The sequence below is a fragment of the Bacillus sp. FSL K6-2819 genome, assembly GCF_038008305.1.
Lineage (GTDB): Bacteria > Bacillota > Bacilli > Bacillales > Bacillaceae > Bacillus > Bacillus amyloliquefaciens.
This window is the reverse complement of the sequence record NZ_JBBOYV010000001.1, coordinates 3,802,142-3,820,383: the sequence shown is the minus strand read 5'-3', so window position 1 is coordinate 3,820,383 and position 18,242 is coordinate 3,802,142. Positions and strand designations below refer to the sequence as shown.

The 18,242-nt window shown below is 48.9% G+C and carries 17 protein-coding genes; 8 read left to right on the top strand and 9 right to left on the bottom strand.

Translation table 11 applies throughout. The features are described 5' to 3' along the window. Positions 1 to 22 precede the first annotated feature (22 nt). Together MHH91_RS19895 and MHH91_RS19890 are read right to left on the bottom strand one after the other, a co-directional pair. Complete coding sequence (locus MHH91_RS19895; RefSeq protein ID WP_014471248.1) at positions 23 to 385, bottom strand: hypothetical protein; 363 nt, start codon at positions 383 to 385, stop codon at positions 23 to 25. Positions 386 to 546: 161 nt separating this feature from the next. Next, a complete protein-coding gene (locus MHH91_RS19890; protein ID WP_013354144.1) occupies positions 547 to 927 on the bottom strand; it encodes a hypothetical protein in 381 nt (126 codons plus the stop codon). A gap of 110 nt (positions 928 to 1,037) precedes the next feature. Between MHH91_RS19890 and MHH91_RS19885 the strand changes: the two genes are divergently transcribed. The 7 genes from MHH91_RS19885 to MHH91_RS19855 all read left to right on the top strand — a co-directional run bounded on the left by MHH91_RS19885 (position 1,038) and on the right by MHH91_RS19855 (position 7,224). Beyond that, a complete protein-coding gene (locus MHH91_RS19885) occupies positions 1,038 to 1,457 on the top strand; it encodes a lipocalin family protein (RefSeq protein WP_013354143.1) in 420 nt (139 codons plus the stop codon). After that, positions 1,447 to 1,968 carry a hypothetical protein gene (locus MHH91_RS19880; RefSeq protein ID WP_013354142.1) on the top strand — a complete coding sequence of 174 codons (522 nt, stop codon included), beginning with the start codon at positions 1,447 to 1,449 and terminating at the stop codon, positions 1,966 to 1,968. Before MHH91_RS19885 ends, MHH91_RS19880 begins: the two co-directional genes overlap by 11 nt. A 69-nt stretch (positions 1,969 to 2,037) precedes the next feature. After that, on the top strand, positions 2,038 to 2,850 hold the full coding sequence (gene yidA / locus MHH91_RS19875; RefSeq protein ID WP_013354141.1) for a sugar-phosphatase: 813 nt from the start codon (positions 2,038 to 2,040) through the stop codon (positions 2,848 to 2,850). A 70-nt stretch (positions 2,851 to 2,920) separates the two neighbouring features. Continuing rightward, the gene (locus tag MHH91_RS19870) at positions 2,921 to 3,862 is read left to right on the top strand and encodes a sugar-binding transcriptional regulator (protein ID WP_013354140.1); all 942 of its coding nucleotides are present in this window, start codon (positions 2,921 to 2,923) and stop codon (positions 3,860 to 3,862) included. Between the two features lie 90 nt (positions 3,863 to 3,952). Further along, a complete protein-coding gene (deoC, locus tag MHH91_RS19865; protein WP_004393277.1) occupies positions 3,953 to 4,621 on the top strand; it encodes a deoxyribose-phosphate aldolase in 669 nt (222 codons plus the stop codon). Between the two features lie 92 nt (positions 4,622 to 4,713). After that, positions 4,714 to 5,895: a NupC/NupG family nucleoside CNT transporter gene (locus tag MHH91_RS19860; RefSeq protein ID WP_013354139.1), complete on the top strand. Its 1,182-nt coding sequence runs from the start codon at positions 4,714 to 4,716 to the stop codon at positions 5,893 to 5,895. A 27-nt stretch (positions 5,896 to 5,922) separates the two neighbouring features. Continuing rightward, positions 5,923 to 7,224, top strand: coding sequence for a pyrimidine-nucleoside phosphorylase (locus MHH91_RS19855; RefSeq protein ID WP_014471247.1), 1,302 nt, complete (start codon positions 5,923 to 5,925; stop codon positions 7,222 to 7,224). A 38-nt stretch (positions 7,225 to 7,262) separates the two neighbouring features. Here the strand turns inward: MHH91_RS19855 and MHH91_RS19850 are convergent, their stop codons facing one another. The 6 genes from MHH91_RS19850 to hutP form a co-directional block, all read right to left on the bottom strand. Next, positions 7,263 to 8,681: an amino acid permease gene (locus MHH91_RS19850; protein ID WP_013354137.1), complete on the bottom strand. Its 1,419-nt coding sequence runs from the start codon at positions 8,679 to 8,681 to the stop codon at positions 7,263 to 7,265. A 47-nt stretch (positions 8,682 to 8,728) separates the two neighbouring features. Further along, entirely contained in the window at positions 8,729 to 9,679 is a 951-nt protein-coding gene (gene hutG / locus MHH91_RS19845) for a formimidoylglutamase (RefSeq protein ID WP_013354136.1), read from the bottom strand. Further along, on the bottom strand, positions 9,672 to 10,937 hold the full coding sequence (gene hutI, locus MHH91_RS19840) for an imidazolonepropionase (protein ID WP_013354135.1): 1,266 nt from the start codon (positions 10,935 to 10,937) through the stop codon (positions 9,672 to 9,674). Before hutI ends, hutG begins: the two co-directional genes overlap by 8 nt. 1 nt (position 10,938) lies before the next feature. After that, complete coding sequence (hutU, locus tag MHH91_RS19835; protein ID WP_014472384.1) at positions 10,939 to 12,603, bottom strand: urocanate hydratase; 1,665 nt, start codon at positions 12,601 to 12,603, stop codon at positions 10,939 to 10,941. Continuing rightward, complete coding sequence (gene hutH, locus MHH91_RS19830) at positions 12,600 to 14,138, bottom strand: histidine ammonia-lyase (protein WP_014472383.1); 1,539 nt, start codon at positions 14,136 to 14,138, stop codon at positions 12,600 to 12,602. Before hutH ends, hutU begins: the two co-directional genes overlap by 4 nt. A 112-nt stretch (positions 14,139 to 14,250) precedes the next feature. After that, positions 14,251 to 14,697 carry a hut operon transcriptional regulator HutP gene (hutP, locus tag MHH91_RS19825; RefSeq protein ID WP_013354132.1) on the bottom strand — a complete coding sequence of 149 codons (447 nt, stop codon included), beginning with the start codon at positions 14,695 to 14,697 and terminating at the stop codon, positions 14,251 to 14,253. A gap of 241 nt (positions 14,698 to 14,938) precedes the next feature. Between hutP and MHH91_RS19820 the strand changes: the two genes are divergently transcribed. Beyond that, entirely contained in the window at positions 14,939 to 16,345 is a 1,407-nt protein-coding gene (locus tag MHH91_RS19820; protein WP_014472381.1) for a glycoside hydrolase family 43 protein, read from the top strand. An 83-nt stretch (positions 16,346 to 16,428) separates the two neighbouring features. Here the strand turns inward: MHH91_RS19820 and MHH91_RS19815 are convergent, their stop codons facing one another. Next, positions 16,429 to 18,240, bottom strand: coding sequence for an AIPR family protein (locus MHH91_RS19815; protein ID WP_013354130.1), 1,812 nt, complete (start codon positions 18,238 to 18,240; stop codon positions 16,429 to 16,431). Positions 18,241 to 18,242 lie beyond the last annotated feature (2 nt).

Here is an 18,242-nt window from a genome sequence, read left to right as displayed (position 1 = left end):
CTTTGTCATTTGCATGATCGGGCTACTGCTGGTATGAATGCTGTTGGAACGGTGTGTGATGCTGGGTTTGCGGGAATGAAGAAACATTCGTGTTTGTCATCGGTGAAGGCATGTGTCCGCTTACGTCCTGCTGCAGCTGATTGCACACATTCACGATCTGCTGACATTTTTGAATGGCCATTTCATGCCCCTGAAGCGCTTGCTGAATGGTATGAACGGCATGCTGCTCATGGTTAAGCATCTGCTGAAGCATTTGAATATTTTGCTGTTCCTGCTGAAGCATTTGCTTGTACTGCTGGCTGCTTTGCTGTGTCTGCTGAATCAGCTGCTGTGCTGTCTGGCGGCATTGCTGGAGCTGATTTCCGCTGTATTGGTTTTGGTACATCATGAAAACCTCCTGGAATGATTGATTTTACATATTTATCATGTGAAAGAATGTGGGAGGCATTCATGCAAGCAGGGGATTCAAATATTTACCTGTTATGTACAGAGCGGAATACAAGGCTCGGGAATGGCCTGTCGAGCTTTGTATTCCGGCCCTTTTTCTCAGAAGCCGCCTTCTGTAGCGTGAAAAGGGATATTGAGTCTGTTTTCAACCGCGCGCAGGCGCTGATTCAAGCGGTTTAAGCGGCGGGAATGGATCTCAATTGCCTGGCTCAGCCGTCTGACCTGCTCGCTCATCCGTGTGATTTCCCGGTTTTGGCGCTGGTCTTCATTTGAGAGACGGGTGAGCTCTCTCGTTTGCTCAGCGTTTTGTCTTTCAAGCTGGGCGACTCTCCGTTCTAAAGCCGTCGGCTGCCGGTCTTCAGGCTGGTAGGGCGCATAATAAGCTTCCTGCTGATACGGCTCATACTCAACACGGTTCACTTCGAATTCCTGCTGCTGAGGGAAATAGGCAGGAGGGGTATAGTACTGATATGGGTTCATTCATCATTCTCCTTATCTAGTGAAGTCTTTATACACTATGTAGTCAATTGCACAGTGCCACGGCACCCGCCTAACTTACAGGCGTAAAAAAGCTTCGAAGGAAGGTGATCATGTTGCGGAATATACGGATTTTTATCATGCCGATTCTTGTTTTCGGATGCGTCATGATGACGGGCTGCCAGCTAAAGAAAGCAGACGATACCCCTTTTTATTACGGGACATGGGATGCAGGGCTTGAGCCGGGACCGATGGACGGGGTCAGATCTGAAACCGTCACGTTTACGAAAGACAGAGTCCTGACAAAGCAGGTCATCAAAGGCCGCGGCGAGGTTGACATGCCCTCAGATGCTTACAAGGTGATATCACAAAACACGGACGGAACGATCGAAATTGAATACCTCGGACATCCGCATCCCGTCAAAAGCACGTTGAAAAGAGGAAAAAATAATACGCTCATTTGGAAGATATACGGAGGAACAAAAACAATGACAAGAATAAAAACCGGCGGGGAGGATGCACATGCGAAATAAGGCTGCCGACAGACTCGTTTTGACGGGTGTCATCGTACATATCATTCAATGGTTTTCAGTGTTATGGTTATTCTTTATGCTTTTAGACCAGTTTGGGCATTTTACTATTTATAATCCCAATGTCGTAAACGGCAGCATGCAGTCATTTTCATTCTTTGATATGATGCGCGCTCTTCTGTTTTCCGGCACGCTGCGGAATACGCTGCTGCTGTTTTTATTCGCGGCACTGCTCATTTACTTATGGGTGAACGCTCTGTTTATCCTGTTAGAAATCGTTTCATATATCATGATCAGACGGAACAGCCGTTCATTGTGGGCATACTTTCCCGCAGCGATGGGAATAAAGCTTGCCCTTCTGGACATAGCGGCTGTCCCTTTCTTTGCGGCGGGGCTGATTCTCTTAAAGCAGAAAACAGAGAACGGCGAACAAGCCGACAAGAGGAAAAGACGGCCGCGTATCCGGAAACAAGCCCGGTATATGAAGAGAAGGCGGAGAAATCCGTCCGTTTGATTTTTCATTGAAAAGAAAAAACGATATGATGAAAGTATAAGAAGAAAAGGATCACAAAGGAGATGCAGGATGTACAAGTTAATCGCAATAGATATGGACGGAACACTATTAAACGATCATCATGAAGTAACGGCTGAAGTCCGCGGGGCGCTTGATGCCGCCAAAGCGGAAGGGGTCAATATCGTCCTGTGCACGGGACGGCCGATCGGCGGCGTGCGGCGGTATTTGGAAGAGCTGAATTTACAGGAAGAAGGCGACTTTGTGATTGCTTATAACGGCGCCCTCGTCCAAAATACGTATACAAACGGTGTCGTGGCCGAGCAGTCATTAGGCTTTGAAGATTTAGAGGCGCTTCACGAGCTGAGCTTACAGCTGGATACCCCGATGCATTACTTTGACACAGCCAATCTGTACACGCCGAACCGGGATATCAGTGAATACACGGTATACGAATCATACATTACAAAAGTGCCGCTTCATTTCCGCACGATCGATGAGGTGCCGAAGGATATTCTCATTCCGAAAATCATGTTCATCGACGATCCGGACAAGCTGGAGAAAACGATCGCTTCCATTCCGGAATCATTCAAGGAAAAATACACAATGGTCAAAAGCGCGCCGTTCTTCCATGAGATTCTTCACCCTGAAGTGAGTAAAGGAAACGCGGTCAAGCTGCTGGCTGAAAAACTTGGCATTGAACAAAAAGATGTCATGGCAATCGGCGATAACGGCAACGACATGTCCATGATTCAGTGGGCCGGCTGCGGTGTGGCAATGGCCAATGCCATCCCGGAAGTAAGGGACATTGCAAATTTTGAAACAAAATCAAACAACGAACACGGCGTAGCGCATGCGATTCAGGAGCTTGTGCTGAAAAAATAGGCACCCCATCAGAGGGTGCTTTTTTACCGTGTGTTTTGGTGATATGATAAGCGGAGAGGGGAGGCGCGATATGGATCGTGAAAAACAGCAGCTCAGCATAGAAGCGGCAAAATTATATTATCAATCAGATTACAGCCAGCAGCAGATCGCCGAGCGGCTTAATCTGTCACGCCCCACCGTTTCAAGGCTGCTTCAGTACGCAAAGGAAAAAGGATATGTCCAAATTCGCGTCATGGATCCGTTTGAGGATTTGGATGAACTCGGCGCGAAGCTGGAAGAAAAATACGGGCTGCTTGAGGCGCACGTCGTCTTTTCTCCAAGTGACGATTACCCGGCCATTACACATTACTTAAGCCGCTATGGCGCAGACTATATGCATAAAACCGTAAAGGACGGCGATATACTCGGCGTAAGCTGGGGGACGACGATGTACCAGATCGCAAGCCGTATGGAACCGAAGCAGGTAAAGAGCGTTGAAGTCGTGCAGCTGAAAGGCGGCATCAGCCATTCCAACGTCAATACGTATTCGTCTGAGACAATTCAGCTGTTCGCCGAAGCATTTCAGACCATGCCGAGGTATTTGCCGCTGCCTGTTATATTTGACAGCGCCGATGTGAAACAGATGGTCGAGCGGGACAGACATATTAAGCGGATCATTGAAATGGGCAGACAAGCCAATATCGCCCTGTTTACGGTGGGAACCGTCCGGGATGAGGCGCTGCTTTTCAGACTCGGCTATTTCCGGGAAGAAGAAAAACAATTGCTGAAAGCGCGCGGAGTCGGCGATATTTGTTCGCGCTTTTTTGACGCGGAAGGCAGGATTTGCAGCAGCAGCATTAACGGCCGGACCATCGGAGTGGAGCTCAGCGACTTGAAAATGAAAGAGCGTTCCATTTTGGTGGCGGGCGGCAGCAGAAAATGCAAGGCCATTCACGGTGCCCTGACAGGTAAATACGCAAACGTGTTGATTACCGATCAGCATACGGCCAAGAAACTCGTTCAAGAATTGTGACAATTAATGAACATAATTTCAATTACCAATTTACATATGTTCAAAATTCGGTTATTCTAAACGTATCCTAGGAAAAAGGAAGTGCATACAATGTCAATTGCAAGTCAAATAGACCATACTGCTTTGAAACCGCATACACAAAAAGCGGATATATTACAACTGATAAAAGAAGCAAAAGAATATAAATTCGCTTCCGTTTGTGTGAACCCGACTTGGGTCAAACTCGCAGCGGAGGAGCTGAAGGGTACGGGAGTTGACGTTTGCACCGTTATCGGGTTTCCTCTCGGCGCAACGACTTCGGAAACAAAAGCATTTGAAACGAAGGATGCCATCTCAAAAGGAGCCACTGAGGTTGACATGGTCATCAATATCGGCGCATTAAAAGACGGCGATGATGAAGCGGTTGAGGCTGATATCCGCGCGGTGGTTGAAGCAGCCGATAAAAAAGCGCTCGTCAAAGTGATCATTGAAACATGTCTTTTGACAGATGAAGAAAAAGAGCGCGCATGCCGCTTAGCGGTATCCGCGGGCGCAGACTTCGTCAAAACGTCTACCGGTTTCTCTACAGGCGGGGCAACGGCTGAAGATATCGCTCTTATGAGAAAAACAGTCGGACCGGACATCGGGGTCAAAGCATCAGGCGGCATCAGAACAAAAGCTGATGTTGACAGCATGATTGCTGCGGGCGCAAGCCGGATCGGCGCAAGCGCCGGCGTCTCTATCGTGAGCGGCGGAGACAGCGGCAGCAGCGACTATTAAGCAGCAGTGCGGAAGCCGAAAGCTTCCGCAATCCTCTTTCTTTGTTGATGCATAAAAAATTGTAAGCGAATACAAACAAAAGGAGAACACATATGAAGTATTTCATCGGAATTATCGGAATCATTGTGTTTTTAGGTCTTGCCTGGCTCGCCAGCAACGGCAAAAAAAGAATCAGAATCCGGCCGATCGCCGTCATGCTCGTTTTGCAGCTGATTCTCGGTTACATTCTCCTCAATACCGGGATCGGGAATTTTCTTGTCGGCGGATTTGCCAAAGGATTTAACTACTTGCTGGAATATGCATCAGAAGGGATTAACTTTGTATTCGGCGGACTTGTGAATGCGAAACAGACGACATTCTTCATGAGCGTGCTCCTGCCGATCGTCTTTATATCCGCTTTAATCGGAATATTGCAGCATTGGAAGGTTCTCCCTTTCATCACGAAGTATATCGGTCTTGCATTAAGCAAGGTGAACGGAATGGGGAAAATCGAATCTTACAACGCTGTCGCATCCGCGATTTTGGGTCAGTCGGAAGTTTTTATCAGCTTGAAAAAACAGCTCGGCTATCTTACTGAACAGCGCTTATACACGCTTTGCGCATCCGCAATGTCGACGGTCTCAATGTCAATCGTCGGTTCTTACATGATGATGCTGAAGCCTGAATACGTCGTGACGGCGCTTGTGCTGAACTTATTCGGCGGATTTATCATTGCTTCTATCATCAACCCGTACACCGTCAGCAAAGATGAGGATTTGATCGTTGTTCCTGAAGAAGAAAAACAATCCTTTTTCGAAGTGCTCGGTGAGTATATAATGGATGGATTCAGAGTCGCCGTTGTCGTAGCGGCGATGCTGATCGGATTTGTCGCACTCATTGCCCTGGTCAATGGCGTTTTTAACGCGGTCTTCGGCATTACATTCCAGGCGCTGCTCGGCTATGTATTTGCGCCATTCGCGTTTTTAACCGGTATTCCGTGGAATGAAGCGGTGAGTGCCGGAAGCATTATGGCGACGAAAATGGTATCGAATGAATTTGTGGCGATGCAGACGCTCTCATCCGGCGATTTCCATTTCAGTGCGCATACTCAGGCAGTGGTATCTGTATTCCTTGTCTCATTTGCGAATTTCTCTTCTATCGGAATCATTACGGGTGCGGTGAAAGGGCTGCATGAAAAACAAGGAAACGTCGTCGCGCGGTTCGGGCTGAAGCTGCTGTACGGGGCAACGCTCGTCAGCTTCCTGACAGCGGCGATCGTGGGATTGATTCACTGAACATAATTGAAGGACAGGTGATATATCATGAGAATGGTAGATCTTATTGTAAAAAAACAAAACGGTAAAGAACTGACAACAGAAGAAATTCAATTTTTTGTAAAGGGATATACGGACGGAAGCATTCCTGATTATCAGGCAAGCGCGCTGGCTATGGCGATTTACTTTCAGGATATGACGGATCAGGAGCGCGCCGATCTGACAATGGCGATGGTGAATTCAGGGGAAACGATTGATCTCTCCGCCATCGAGGGCATTAAGGTCGACAAACACTCTACGGGCGGAGTCGGCGACACAACAACTCTCGTACTCGCACCGCTTGTCGCGGCGCTCGGCGTTCCCGTCGCTAAAATGTCCGGCCGCGGCCTTGGCCATACGGGAGGAACCATTGATAAACTGGAAGCGATCGAAGGCTTTCACGTGGAATTGTCAAAAGATGAATTCATCAAGCTAGTGAACCGTGACAAGGTAGCCGTCATCGGACAAAGCGGCAACTTGACGCCCGCCGATAAAAAGCTGTATGCCCTTCGTGATGTAACGGGTACGGTAAACTCCATCCCGCTGATCGCAAGCTCAATTATGAGTAAAAAAATCGCTGCCGGAGCAGATGCCATCGTGCTTGACGTCAAAACGGGAGCCGGCGCGTTTATGAAGACGGATGAAGACGCCGTGAACCTCGCCAAAGCAATGGTCCGTATCGGAAACAACGTCGGCCGCCAAACGATGGCTGTTATTTCTGACATGTCGCAGCCGCTCGGTTTTGCGATCGGAAACGCCTTGGAAGTTCAAGAAGCCATTGATACGTTAAGAGGGGAAGGCCCTGAAGACTTAAACGAACTCGTCCTCACGCTCGGCAGTCAAATGGTCGTTCTGGCGAAAAAAGCCGAGACATTGGAAGAAGCGAGAACGAAGCTGCAGGAAGTCATGAAAAACGGCAAAGCGCTTGAAAAGTTCAAAGAGTTCCTGAGCAATCAGGGAGGGGACGCTTCCGTCGTTGACGATCCGTCCAAACTTCCGCAGGCGGCGTACAAAATTGACGTCCCGGCAAAAGAAGCGGGTGTCGTTTCAGAAATCGTCGCTGACGAAATCGGCGTCGCAGCGATGCTGTTAGGCGCGGGACGTGCGACAAAAGAGGACGAAATCGACCTTGCCGTCGGTATCATGCTCCGCAAAAAAGTCGGTGACAAAGTCGAAAAAGGAGAGCCGCTCGTCACCCTTTACGCCAACCGCGAAAACGTTGACGACGTGACCTCCAAAGTCTATGACAACATCCGCATCTCAGAAAAAGCGGAAGCGCCGAAGCTGATTCATACGCTGATTACGGAATAAGAAAAGAAAGGCACATACCTCATCAGTATGTGCCTTTTTTATGGCATGGTTTTATCCAAATGAATGTCACGGACGGGCTGTTTCGGCTGTTTTCTTCTCAAAAAACGAATGAGGTAGCACAAGATCATACATGGAACTCCGCAGAAGAGGGCGATTCTTTGATTGGGATCAAATGCAAGGCCTACGCATGAAGCGAAACACAAGATCATGGCAGCGATCGGAACGAGAGGGTATAACGGCGTGCGGAAGGTCAGATCCGTGAGACGGCCGCCGTTTTTTACATAATGTTTTCGAAATAACAGCTGAGACAGGGCGATGCTCATCCACACCACGACGCCTGCAAATCCGGCTATTGCCACAAGCACCACGTAGACCGTTCCCGGGGCGGCGATGCTTGAGATCAAGGATATGCAGGAAACGGCCATGCTGGCGAGCAAGGCGTTCAGCGGAATGCCTTTAGGCGTGACTTTTTTGAACCGGGCGCTGATCATGTTTTCATTAGCAAGTGACCACAGCATCCGGGTGGAAGCGTACAGTCCAGAATTGGCGACAGAAAGCAAAGCCGTTAAAATCACGAAGTTCATGATATCCGCGGCGTAAGGGATTCCGATCTGAGAAAAGACCGCGACAAACGGGCTTTCAATCACACCTGCTTCCTTCCATGAGATCAGTCCGGACAGCACAAAAATGGCGCCGATAAAAAAGATGACCGTTCTCCAGGCGACATTTCGGATCGAACGCGGAATATCTTTTTCCGGATTGGCGGTTTCACCCGCGGTAATGCCGATCAGCTCCGTCCCTGAAAAGGCGAAGCTTACGGAAATCATTGCGATGAAAACCGCAAGAAAGCCATTCGGAAACAGTCCGCCGTGTGAGGTGAAATTTGACAGCATCGGAGCTTCCGCCGAACCGTGCAACGAAATCAGGCCGAACATCGCGGCGCCGCCTAAGATGATAAATAAAAGGATGGTAACGATTTTGACGCTGGAAAACCAAAACTCCGTTTCTGCAAACAGTTTAACGGAGAATGCATTGGCGGCAAAAAGAAGGGCCGCGAAAATCGCGCTCCACATCCAGACGCTGCTGTGGGGAAACCAGCGCTGCATAAGAATACCCGAAGCTGTAAATTCTGAGCCTACCGTCACCACCCAATTCACCCAATACATGATACCGACCATAAAGCCCGTAGACGGCCCGATAAACGTTGTCGCATACGTTTGAAAAGAACCGGTCACAGGCATGGCTACTGACAATTCTCCGAGACACTGCATGACAAGATACATCATCAAGCCGCCGATTAAGTAGGCGGCGATCGTCCCGCCCGGCCCGGCCTGGCTTAACGTATACCCTGTGCTCAAAAAAAGCCCCGTGCCGATGACGCCCCCTAATGAAATCATAAATAAGTGCCTGCTTTTCATCGTGCGCTTCAATTGACTGCCGCCTTTATCAACATCCATTGTGATCTCCCCCTTTTTTCGTGGCATGAGAATACGCCGGTAGCCTGTTAACGTGACTGTTTAAATCCCTTTAATGCATGTAAGATCACGTGTGCGGCTGCCCGGCTTGTCATATCGCGAAAATCAAGTGTCGGATCAACCTCAACGATCTCAATACCGGAGATGTCAGCCTCCTGCGCTAAAAATCTGACCGCCTGAAGCAGTTCCTCGGTATACAGGCCTCCGGGGCCGATCGCAGGACAGCCTGGCGCATGGGCTTGATCCAGCACATCCATATCAACCGAAATGAAAATGGAATCCGCTCTTTTTTGAACGGCCGGCAAGGCGTCTTGTATCGTTCGGAGAAGCCCTTTCTCCCGGATCATTTCCATTGTATGCACTTCTGCCTGCCGATCTTTTACATATTCTTCATATGCCAAGCTGTTGCTGAACTCTCTGATTCCAAGCTGAATCAGGTTTTGGCCGCTTATGATGTTATCATCTAACAGCCGGCGGAATGGGGTGCCGTTTGTCGGCCCTCCGTCTTCTGTGTTGCGGACGTCGTGGTGGGCGTCGAATTGAAAGACGGCCGCTGTTCCTTTCGTTTCCGCAATGGCTTTGATGGTGGAATAACTGATGGAGTTGTCGCCCCCGAGAATGACGGGCACCCAGTCAGGCTGGTCCGCCAGAATGCCATGAATGGTCTGATAAATGTGCTCATGAGATTTGACGATATCGGTGACATGAATCTGAATATCGCCGGCATCGTATAAATGGTCAATGACATGCTCCCGCAGCTCCGCGGAATAAGCGGAAATGCCGCCGAGCGCCTTGCGGATCGCACCGGGAGCAAAGCAGGCGCCGGAATGGCTGATTGACGACTTAGAAAGCGGAGCGCCGATCAAAGCCGGCCCTTTGAGCGGCTGGCCCGCCCACGCTTCCGTCACATCGCCGATCCTTGTCACATGCCGGTCGTTGAAGAGCGAGCCGGCTTTTTGCAAAAACGGATACTTATCCAAGAGCGGCTCCCTCCCTTGAAATGACCGTCTTTCCGTTCTTGATGACACGGTGCACATGATTGACGCCGTAATGATACGGAATATACATATAGTTCGGCGCTTCCCAAATGACAATGTCAGCCAGCCGGCCGGCTTTAATTTGTCCGGCCTCTTCGCCTTTCCCGATCGCATAAGCGGCGTTAACGGTGACGGCGTGCCAGATTTCTTCTGCGGTCATTTTTAAATGAAGTGCGGCAATCGACATGATGAGCTGGAGGTTTTCCGTCGGTGAGCTGCCCGGATTGAAGTCAGTCGCCAAACTGACCCGCACGCCCGCATCAATCATCTCACGGGCTCTGGCATAGGTGTGTTTGCCAAGATAGAAAGTTGTGCCCGGCAGCAGGACGGCGATCGTCCCGGACTCTGCAAGCTTGCGGATGCCTTCGTCAGATGCCCCCACCAGATGATCGGCTGAAACTGCGTCCAGCTCTGCCGCCAATTCCGCGCCGCCGAGCGGGTCAATCTCATCAGCATGGATTTTCAGGCCGAAGCCCGCTTCAGCCGCTTTTTGCAGGTAGTCCCGCGACTGGCTGACGGTAAAGACGCCTGTTTCCGTGAAAATATCGGCAAATTGCGCGAGGCCTTTTTCTTTTATTTCAGGTAAAAGCTGCAGCATACGATCCAGGAATTCGTCAGGGCTGTTCCGGTACTCAGGCGGAATGGCATGTGCTCCCATAAAGGTCGTGACAAGGTCGACCGGCTGGCGCTCACCCAGTTTTTTCGCCGCGGTCAGCTGTTTCAGTTCAGTGTCTTTGTCGAGTCCGTATCCGCTTTTTACTTCCGCCGTCGTGATGCCGTATGACAGCATGCGTCCGAGGTGAAAAAGCCCTTTTTCAATCAGTTCTTCTTCGGAAGCGGCTTTCGTATCTGTGACCGTTGACAAAATGCCGCCGCCTTGCGCCAAAATATCCAAATAGGATATACCCTGAATTTTTAAATTCAATTCCTTTTCGCGGGAGCCGCCGAATACAAGATGGGTATGGGGATCGACGAGGCCGGGGGTGACGAGCCTTCCCCCACAGTCGATCATGTCTCTTGCCTCGTATCCTTCCTCCGCTCCTTTATGTCCGGCAAAAACAATGTGCCCGTCGTGAATGCCGATAACGGCATCTTCCGTGACTTGAAGATCCTGCATGCTTCCGCCTGCGCGGGGGCCGCCGGATTCCATCGTTAACAGCTGGCCGATGTTGGTGAGAATCGTATCAATCTGTTTCGGCATGTTACCGCTCCTTTTTCATCGGTATCATAATGTCTTGTTCCTCGGCGACTTGAGCCGCTTTTTCATATCCCGCGTCCGCATGGCGGATAATACCCATTCCCGGATCGCTTGTCAGAACCCGGGCAAGCCGTTCTTCCGCAAGCCGGGTGCCGTCAGCGACCGCAACCATTCCCGCGTGAAGGGAATACCCCATGCCGACGCCCCCGCCGTGGTGGAAAGAAACCCAGCTTGCGCCTGAGGCCGTGTTGACAAGCGCGTTCAGCACCGCCCAATCGCCGACTGCGTCACTTCCGTCTTTCATCGCTTCTGTTTCACGGTTCGGGGAGGCGACTGATCCGCAGTCCAAATGGTCTCTTCCGATGACGATCGGGGCTTTCAGCTCGCCGTTTCTGACCAATTCATTGATGGCGAGGCCCATCTTTTCCCGTTCGCCATAGCCAAGCCAGCAAATGCGGGACGGCAGGCCTTGGAATGTGACTTTTTTCTGCGCCATGTCAATCCAGCGGTGCAGAGCTTTATTTTCGGGAAACAGCTCTTTTAATAAAGCGTCCGTGCGGTAAATATCTTCTGGGTCCCCAGACAGCGCGGCCCAGCGGAACGGCCCTTTTCCTTCACAAAATAAAGGCCGGATGTAGGCGGGGACGAATCCCGGAAAATCAAAAGCATCGGCGAGGCCTTCATCTTTGGCAGCCTGGCGGATATTGTTGCCGTAATCAAAGACGATGGCCCCTTTTTTCTTGAAAGCAAGCATGGCTTCCACATGCTTTTTCATACTCTGTTTAGAGAGTCTCACGTATAATTCGGGCTGCTCCCGGCGCAGACGGTCGGCCTCTTCAAGTGAGTATCCGGCCGGAATATAGCCGATCAGCGGGTCATGGGCGGAAGTCTGATCGGTCACGATGTCAATATGGACTCCGCGGCTCAGAAGCTCATGATGCACCTCTACCGCATTGCCGAGAAGGCCGATGGACAAAGGCTTTCCGGCTTGTTTGGCTGACTCGGCCCAGCGCAGCGCTTCGTCAATGGACGCCGTTTTCCGGTCGCAATAGTTTGTTTCAATCCGCTTATCGATCCGTTTTTCATCCGCTTCAACGGCGATGACGACGCCATCATTCATCGTGACGGACAGCGGCTGTGCGCCGCCCATTCCGCCAAGTCCGGCTGTCAGCGTAACGGTTCCTTTCAGACTGCCGCCGAAATGCTGTCTCGCAAGTTCTGCAAAGGTTTCATAAGTGCCCTGCAAAATACCTTGGGAGCCGATATAAATCCAGCTGCCGGCCGTCATTTGCCCGTACATCATCAGCCCTTTTTTCTCAAGGTCATGGAAATGCTCCCAATCCGCCCATTTCGGCACGAGAACCGAATTGGCCAAAAGGACGCGGGGCGCGCGGCTGTGCGTGCGGAACAGTCCGACCGGTTTCCCGGATTGAATCAGCAGTGTTTCATCATCTTTTAACGTTTTGAGGGAGCGCTCAATCGCGTGAAAAGCATCCCAGTTTCGCGCGGCCTTGCCTATGCCGCCGTATACGATCAGATCCTCCGGCTTTTCGGCAACCTCCGGGTCAAGGTTGTTTCGGAGCATGCGGAGCACAGCTTCCTGTTCCCATCCTAAGCATTCAAGTTCGGTGCCGCGGCTGGCGCGGATTGATTTCTTTACTTCAGTCATCTTGTAAGTCCCCCTTCATTGGTCATCAGTTTTTGGTGATGCTCATTCGACAGAAAAGACTCTTTCTTCAGCCAGTCACTCAGATGCTCGATATCATAAGAAAACACGCGGTCTTCTTGTATGGACGGAACGATGTTTCTCATTTCGAGATAGAGCTGCTTTGTGTACGAAGCGCAATGTTCTGCGCCACGGTATTCCACGGCTTGCAGCGCGCAAATGGCTTCAACGGCAAGCACCCGTCTCGTATTCGCGATGATCTGGTAGGCGTGCCTTGAGGCGATGGTCCCCATGCTGACGTGATCCTCCTGGTTTGCCGACGAAGGGATCGAATCGACACTGGCGGGATGGGCCAGGGTTTTATTTTCCGACACGAGGGAGGCCGCCGCATATTGCATGATCATCGCTCCGGACTGTAAGCCGGGCTGAGGGCTCAGAAAGGGCGGCAGGTCATTCAGCTGCGGGTTCACAAGCCGTTCGATACGCCGTTCAGAAATATTCGCAAGCTCGGCAGCCGCCACTTTGAGAAAATCCATGGCAAAGGCGATCGGCTGTCCGTGAAAGTTTCCGCCAGAGATGATTTTGGCGCCGTCCTCGAAAATGAGCGGGTTATCCGTCGCGGCATTCATCTCGATTTCTAATTTTTCTTTTACATACGCTAATGTCTGCCACGATGCGCCATGGACTTGAGGAATACAGCGGATCGAATAGGCGTCCTGGACACGCAGCTCTCCTTGGACAGTCGTCAGTTTGCTGTCAGACAGGTAATAGCGGATTCGTTCTGCAACATCCATTTGCTCCTGATAGCCGCGGGCGGCATGAATATCTTCGTCAAACGCATCCATGATGCCTTGAAGCCCTTCGATCGTTAAGCTCGCAATCCGTTCTGACTGATAGGCCAGCTTTTCCGCCTCGAGGTAAGCGATCAGCCCCATCGCGGTCATGGCCTGTGTTCCGTTGATCAGCGCGAGGCCTTCCTTAGAGGTCAGGACGACCGGCTGAAGATTTGCCTTTTCTAAAGCGTGCGCCGTCGGCATCTGGTCCCCTTCGTAAAAGACTTCGCCTTGACCGATGAGCGCCAGCGCGAGATGAGAAAGCGGCGCCAAATCTCCGCTTGCCCCCAGTGACCCTTGCTGCGGGATGACCGGATGAATGCGATGATTGAGATACGCGAGCAGCTGATCAATCAGCTCAGTCCGCACGCCGGAAAAGCCTTTCAGCAAGGCATTGGCGCGCAAAAGCAGCATGGCCCGTGATACAGATTCGGGAAACGGATCACCGACGCCGCACGCGTGGGAAAGAATCAGATTCAGCTGCAGATCAGCGGCGTCTTCCTTTTGAATCAGCACGTCGCTGAACTTGCCGAACCCCGTCGTGATCCCGTAAATGGTCTTTTCTTCTTGAACAATCCGTTCAACCGCAGCCCTGCTTTTTTTCACCCTTTCCATGCTTTCAGCAGATGCTTGAGCCTCTTCAAAATCAAATAAAACACGCTGGGCATCTGCGGTTGTCAGTGAGGAACCGTCTAACGTTACCATCATTTCAACCCCTTTTTCTTTACTTTGATAAAGCGCCCATACAAAAAGGAGCTATGCCATGAAAATGATTTTTCACGCATAGCCCCCTATCGTCTAAAATCTATGGGCTGATTCATATGTGATTAATTCCTACTCCGAATGTTTCGTGCTCAAGCCCCTTAATCGGAGCTCCGATCGTGCCGTAAAGTGAAACGGCGATCCAATCGCCTTCCGCCTCGCTTTCATAAGGGTTTCCCCGCAAAACGGCAAATTTAAGGCCGACGGTACGAAGCAGCGAGCCAAGCAGCATTTCGCCCCGCGTCACTCCATGCAAAGCTTCCATTGTGGCATGATAAAGCGCGTGTGATTCACGATAACCCTCTGATTGAATGACACCGCTCTTTTTGGAAGCGGTTTCAATTGCGGCTACCACTTTATGCGCATCCATCGAACCGACCCTGCCGAGACAGACTTTCCAGCCATCCCGTTCCAGCCGGCTGATCTGCTGGCTCTCTTCAGACTCATGAAGCAGAAGAAGGACGGACAATCGCCCGATGCGGCGGTCTTTGTGTAAGGTCATATATGCTTCACTCAATTCTTAAATATTCTGATAACTAGTAACTGTTTTTTATATTAAGTGTTTGCGAATCAGAAGTCAAAACTTTTTTTCCATTCTTTTGCAAATCAGATTATTATCGCAGTAAAGCGGTACATCACGAAGCCGGCGCTGTTGATCACATATTCCCGCCATCCCCATCATAAAATGGAACGTTGTCTTGAAAGCGTTTTTAAGAAAGAGGAGAGCGAGGAGATTTCAGAAAATGAAAACCAGTTTCTTTCGTGTGTGCCTGATTTCAGCAGCGGTCATCGGGTTCACCCTGCCGCAGGCAAAAGCCCAGCATCCGGTTTTTTCAGAGGTCAGCGTCCATGATCCGTCCGTTATCAAAACAGGCGATACGTATTATGTATTCGGCTCGCATTTGGCTTCCGCCAAGTCGAAAAACCTGATGCAGTGGCAGCAAATATCTTCAAGCGTCAATAACAATAATCCGCTGATCCCGAACGTCTATACTGAATTAAAAGAGACGTTCGACTGGGCCCAATCTGATACGCTGTGGGCGCCGGACGTCGCCCAGCTGGCTGACGGGAAATTTTACATGTACTACAACGCCTGTAAAGGGGACTCGCCGCGATCCGCTCTCGGTGTCGCCGTGAGTGACAAGATTGAAGGGCCCTACAAAAACAAAGGCATCTTTTTGAAATCGGGAATGGAAGGAAAAAGCGAGGACGGCACGACGTATCATGCAAACGTCCACCCGAACGTCGTAGACCCGCAAACGTTTTTTGACCATAAAGGCAAGCTCTGGATGGTGTACGGCTCTTACTCCGGCGGGATTTTTATACTAAAAATGAATCCGAAAACCGGCTTCCCCCTCCCGAACCAAGGCTACGGAAAAAAACTGCTCGGCGGAAATCACAGCCGGATCGAAGGCCCGTACATCAGCTACAATCCGGAAACGAAATATTACTATCTGTATCTGTCATTCGGCGGGCTTGACGCATCAGGCGGTTATAATATCCGTGCGGCCCGCTCCAAATATCCGGACGGACCGTATTATGACGCCGCAGGTCATAACATGCTTGACGCCAAAGGAAAAGACGGCAGCTTCTTCGATGACAAAGCAATTGAACCGTACGGGGTCAAACTCATGGGCAGCTATACCTTCGCCTCACAATCTGAAAAAGGCAAAGGCTACGTCTCACCGGGGCACAACTCCGTGTTTTACGACGGGAAAACGAAACGATCATACCTCATTTTCCACACCCGTTTCCCGAACAGAGGCGAGGAGCACGAAGTCAGAGTGCATGAGCTGTACATGAACAAAGACGGATGGCCGGCTGCAGCCCCGTACCGCTATGCGGGGGAACCGGATACACACATATCGGCAGCCGCCGCACCCGGAACCTACAAACTCATCCAGCACGGAAAAGACATCACAGCTGCCATCAAAACCCCAAAAACCATCCGGCTTAACAACGACGGCACCATTTCCGGGGAAATGACCGGAACCTGGACAATAACCGGCAGCAGCAAAGCCAAAATCAACCTGAACGGCACAAATTACGACGGCGTCTTCCTGAAAGAATGGGACTCAGCAAGAGAGAAAGAAGTCGTGACGTTTAGTGTGCTGAGCGGTGATGGGGAGGCTGTTTGGGGAGTGGAGTAGTTTAATCAGAGACGTTATTTAGAATAAAAAAACTCTTTTTCGTTGATATCTTCCTCACGTAAAAGAGTTTTTCAAATTGTTATCTATCTTAGATATTGTAGTGTGGACTTATGTTCCTTTTTGAATTCATCCCAACAGGCTTCTTGTTTAGCCCACTGTGTAACATTTCGTTCTCCAGCAGAATCCCTTAAATAATTTAAAGTAACATTCGCGATAGTTGCAATGATAGGGTTCCAAACATCTGATAATTTTTGGTTTTCCCAAACTTTAATTAGGCTTATTTGATCACCATATATTTCTTTTAGGATTGCTACGGAATAATAAACAACGTTAGCTCTATACCCTTTAAGTTTTTGTTCAGATACAATTTCATGTACTCGCATGTTAATAATAACTCGCGCTATTAATTTTTTATAATCATCAAGGCTTAAGCTTTTTCTACCATCTTCATTTTTTTCAGTTTTCCAATAAAGCGAATTGTGTTCCATAAATTCTTTAAAAGCTGCTTCCCCTCCTTTACTTGAAATGTGAGGGAAACCTTCCCAAGACATAAAATACTTTGCCAGGTCTACTTTGGAAAGCACTTTATCTGAAGGATTTTGTTTTTTGAAGTTATTTGATCCTTTATCTTTCTTGAATCTGTTAACATCAACCATATATTGGCCTCTAGTACGTTCAAAATACCATTTTTCACCCGCTTTACGTCCATCATGGACAGGTATCCATGTGCTTCTGGAGAACATTTCAATCTCTGACATAAATCGAGTGTTGGCTAGAAGATCCGACTTATTAATTTTGTTTTGAGTGTTGGCAAATTCCGATATTTTAGCAACCATGTTATCTTCTAATTTAATTCGCTCGTCTTCATTTTTACTGCTTACCTTCAATATTGTTAATTTAGTTTGTATGTAGACATCACTTAAATCAATACCTTCCAAGTAAGCTCGGTGAATAGAAGCCGTAGTCTGTCCGCCGTTTACAATCTGCCACCCATCAAGCCCTTTTATAGTATAGAGGTTGATGCCCTCAGCAGATTTTTCAATGTCTCCGCTTCTGGCCACAGAAGATATCCCATTGTTATAGGCTACAAACATTTTACGCTCCTCGGGATTTTTGAGTGTATCTCTAATTCCTCTATTTGTTTGTGCACGTGCCTGCAGGAAGGAACGAACGTTTCTTTCAACTAATTTTGGTCCCCAAAAATTGTAAATTTTGGCTAAAAGTTCTGCAGGGATAAAGCCAATATAACATTCAAAATTCTTAGCCTTATTGTCCGGTACATACATCATCTCAAAAGTTTCGTCAAACTGACTTTTAAAATCAATAAAAGTTAGCTGATCTCCATTATCGGCAGAGTACAGTTGATAAGCTCTTTCGACGTCCCATACATGAACATGCACTTCATTAATACCCGGTATGTTTAACTTGACCATTTTATTTGATCTGTAAAACCTGTTTGTTACAACTATAATATCAATATTATTTATATCATTCTCTATAATTGTTCTTGCGAGAGAATGGGATTCTTGAGACGGATCTATATTGTTAAAAAGCAATTTTGCATTTGTATAGAAACGTTTTGCTTTTTCAGCTATAGAATTTATTTCAGACATAGTTATAGTCAGCATCTCATCTTCACTTTGTTCACTATCATAATCTACTACATACAACTGAAGCCTGCTTTCCTCCTTAATGTTGGAATAAGCATTTACTAAAATTTTTTTATGTGTATTTTTATAGGGAGGATATAAAATATTAGGGTCATTTTCGCTATCAATGTACTTAAGCATTTCATTTAGAAAAACATTCTGGAAATTCCCTTCTTTTGCGGCTTTTTCTAGTACTATATTTAATAGATTACCTAAAAAATTTCTTTCTAGCTGTCGTTCCAACATAT

Coding starts and splice junctions, on each gene's coding strand:
- MHH91_RS19895 (WP_014471248.1), bottom strand. CDS start 385: ATGTACCAAAACCAATACAGCGGAAATCAGCTCCAGCAATGCCGCCAG.
- MHH91_RS19890 (WP_013354144.1), bottom strand. CDS start 927: ATGAACCCATATCAGTACTATACCCCTCCTGCCTATTTCCCTCAGCAG.
- MHH91_RS19885 (WP_013354143.1), top strand. CDS start 1,038: ATGTTGCGGAATATACGGATTTTTATCATGCCGATTCTTGTTTTCGGA.
- MHH91_RS19880 (WP_013354142.1), top strand. CDS start 1,447: ATGCGAAATAAGGCTGCCGACAGACTCGTTTTGACGGGTGTCATCGTA.
- yidA (WP_013354141.1), top strand. CDS start 2,038: ATGTACAAGTTAATCGCAATAGATATGGACGGAACACTATTAAACGAT.
- MHH91_RS19870 (WP_013354140.1), top strand. CDS start 2,921: ATGGATCGTGAAAAACAGCAGCTCAGCATAGAAGCGGCAAAATTATAT.
- deoC (WP_004393277.1), top strand. CDS start 3,953: ATGTCAATTGCAAGTCAAATAGACCATACTGCTTTGAAACCGCATACA.
- MHH91_RS19860 (WP_013354139.1), top strand. CDS start 4,714: ATGAAGTATTTCATCGGAATTATCGGAATCATTGTGTTTTTAGGTCTT.
- MHH91_RS19855 (WP_014471247.1), top strand. CDS start 5,923: ATGAGAATGGTAGATCTTATTGTAAAAAAACAAAACGGTAAAGAACTG.
- MHH91_RS19850 (WP_013354137.1), bottom strand. CDS start 8,681: ATGGATGTTGATAAAGGCGGCAGTCAATTGAAGCGCACGATGAAAAGC.
- hutI (WP_013354135.1), bottom strand. CDS start 10,937: ATGCCGAAACAGATTGATACGATTCTCACCAACATCGGCCAGCTGTTA.
- hutU (WP_014472384.1), bottom strand. CDS start 12,603: ATGACTGAAGTAAAGAAATCAATCCGCGCCAGCCGCGGCACCGAACTT.
- hutH (WP_014472383.1), bottom strand. CDS start 14,138: ATGGTAACGTTAGACGGTTCCTCACTGACAACCGCAGATGCCCAGCGT.
- hutP (WP_013354132.1), bottom strand. CDS start 14,697: ATGACCTTACACAAAGACCGCCGCATCGGGCGATTGTCCGTCCTTCTT.
- MHH91_RS19820 (WP_014472381.1), top strand. CDS start 14,939: ATGAAAACCAGTTTCTTTCGTGTGTGCCTGATTTCAGCAGCGGTCATC.
- MHH91_RS19815 (WP_013354130.1), bottom strand. CDS start 18,240: ATGTTGGAACGACAGCTAGAAAGAAATTTTTTAGGTAATCTATTAAAT.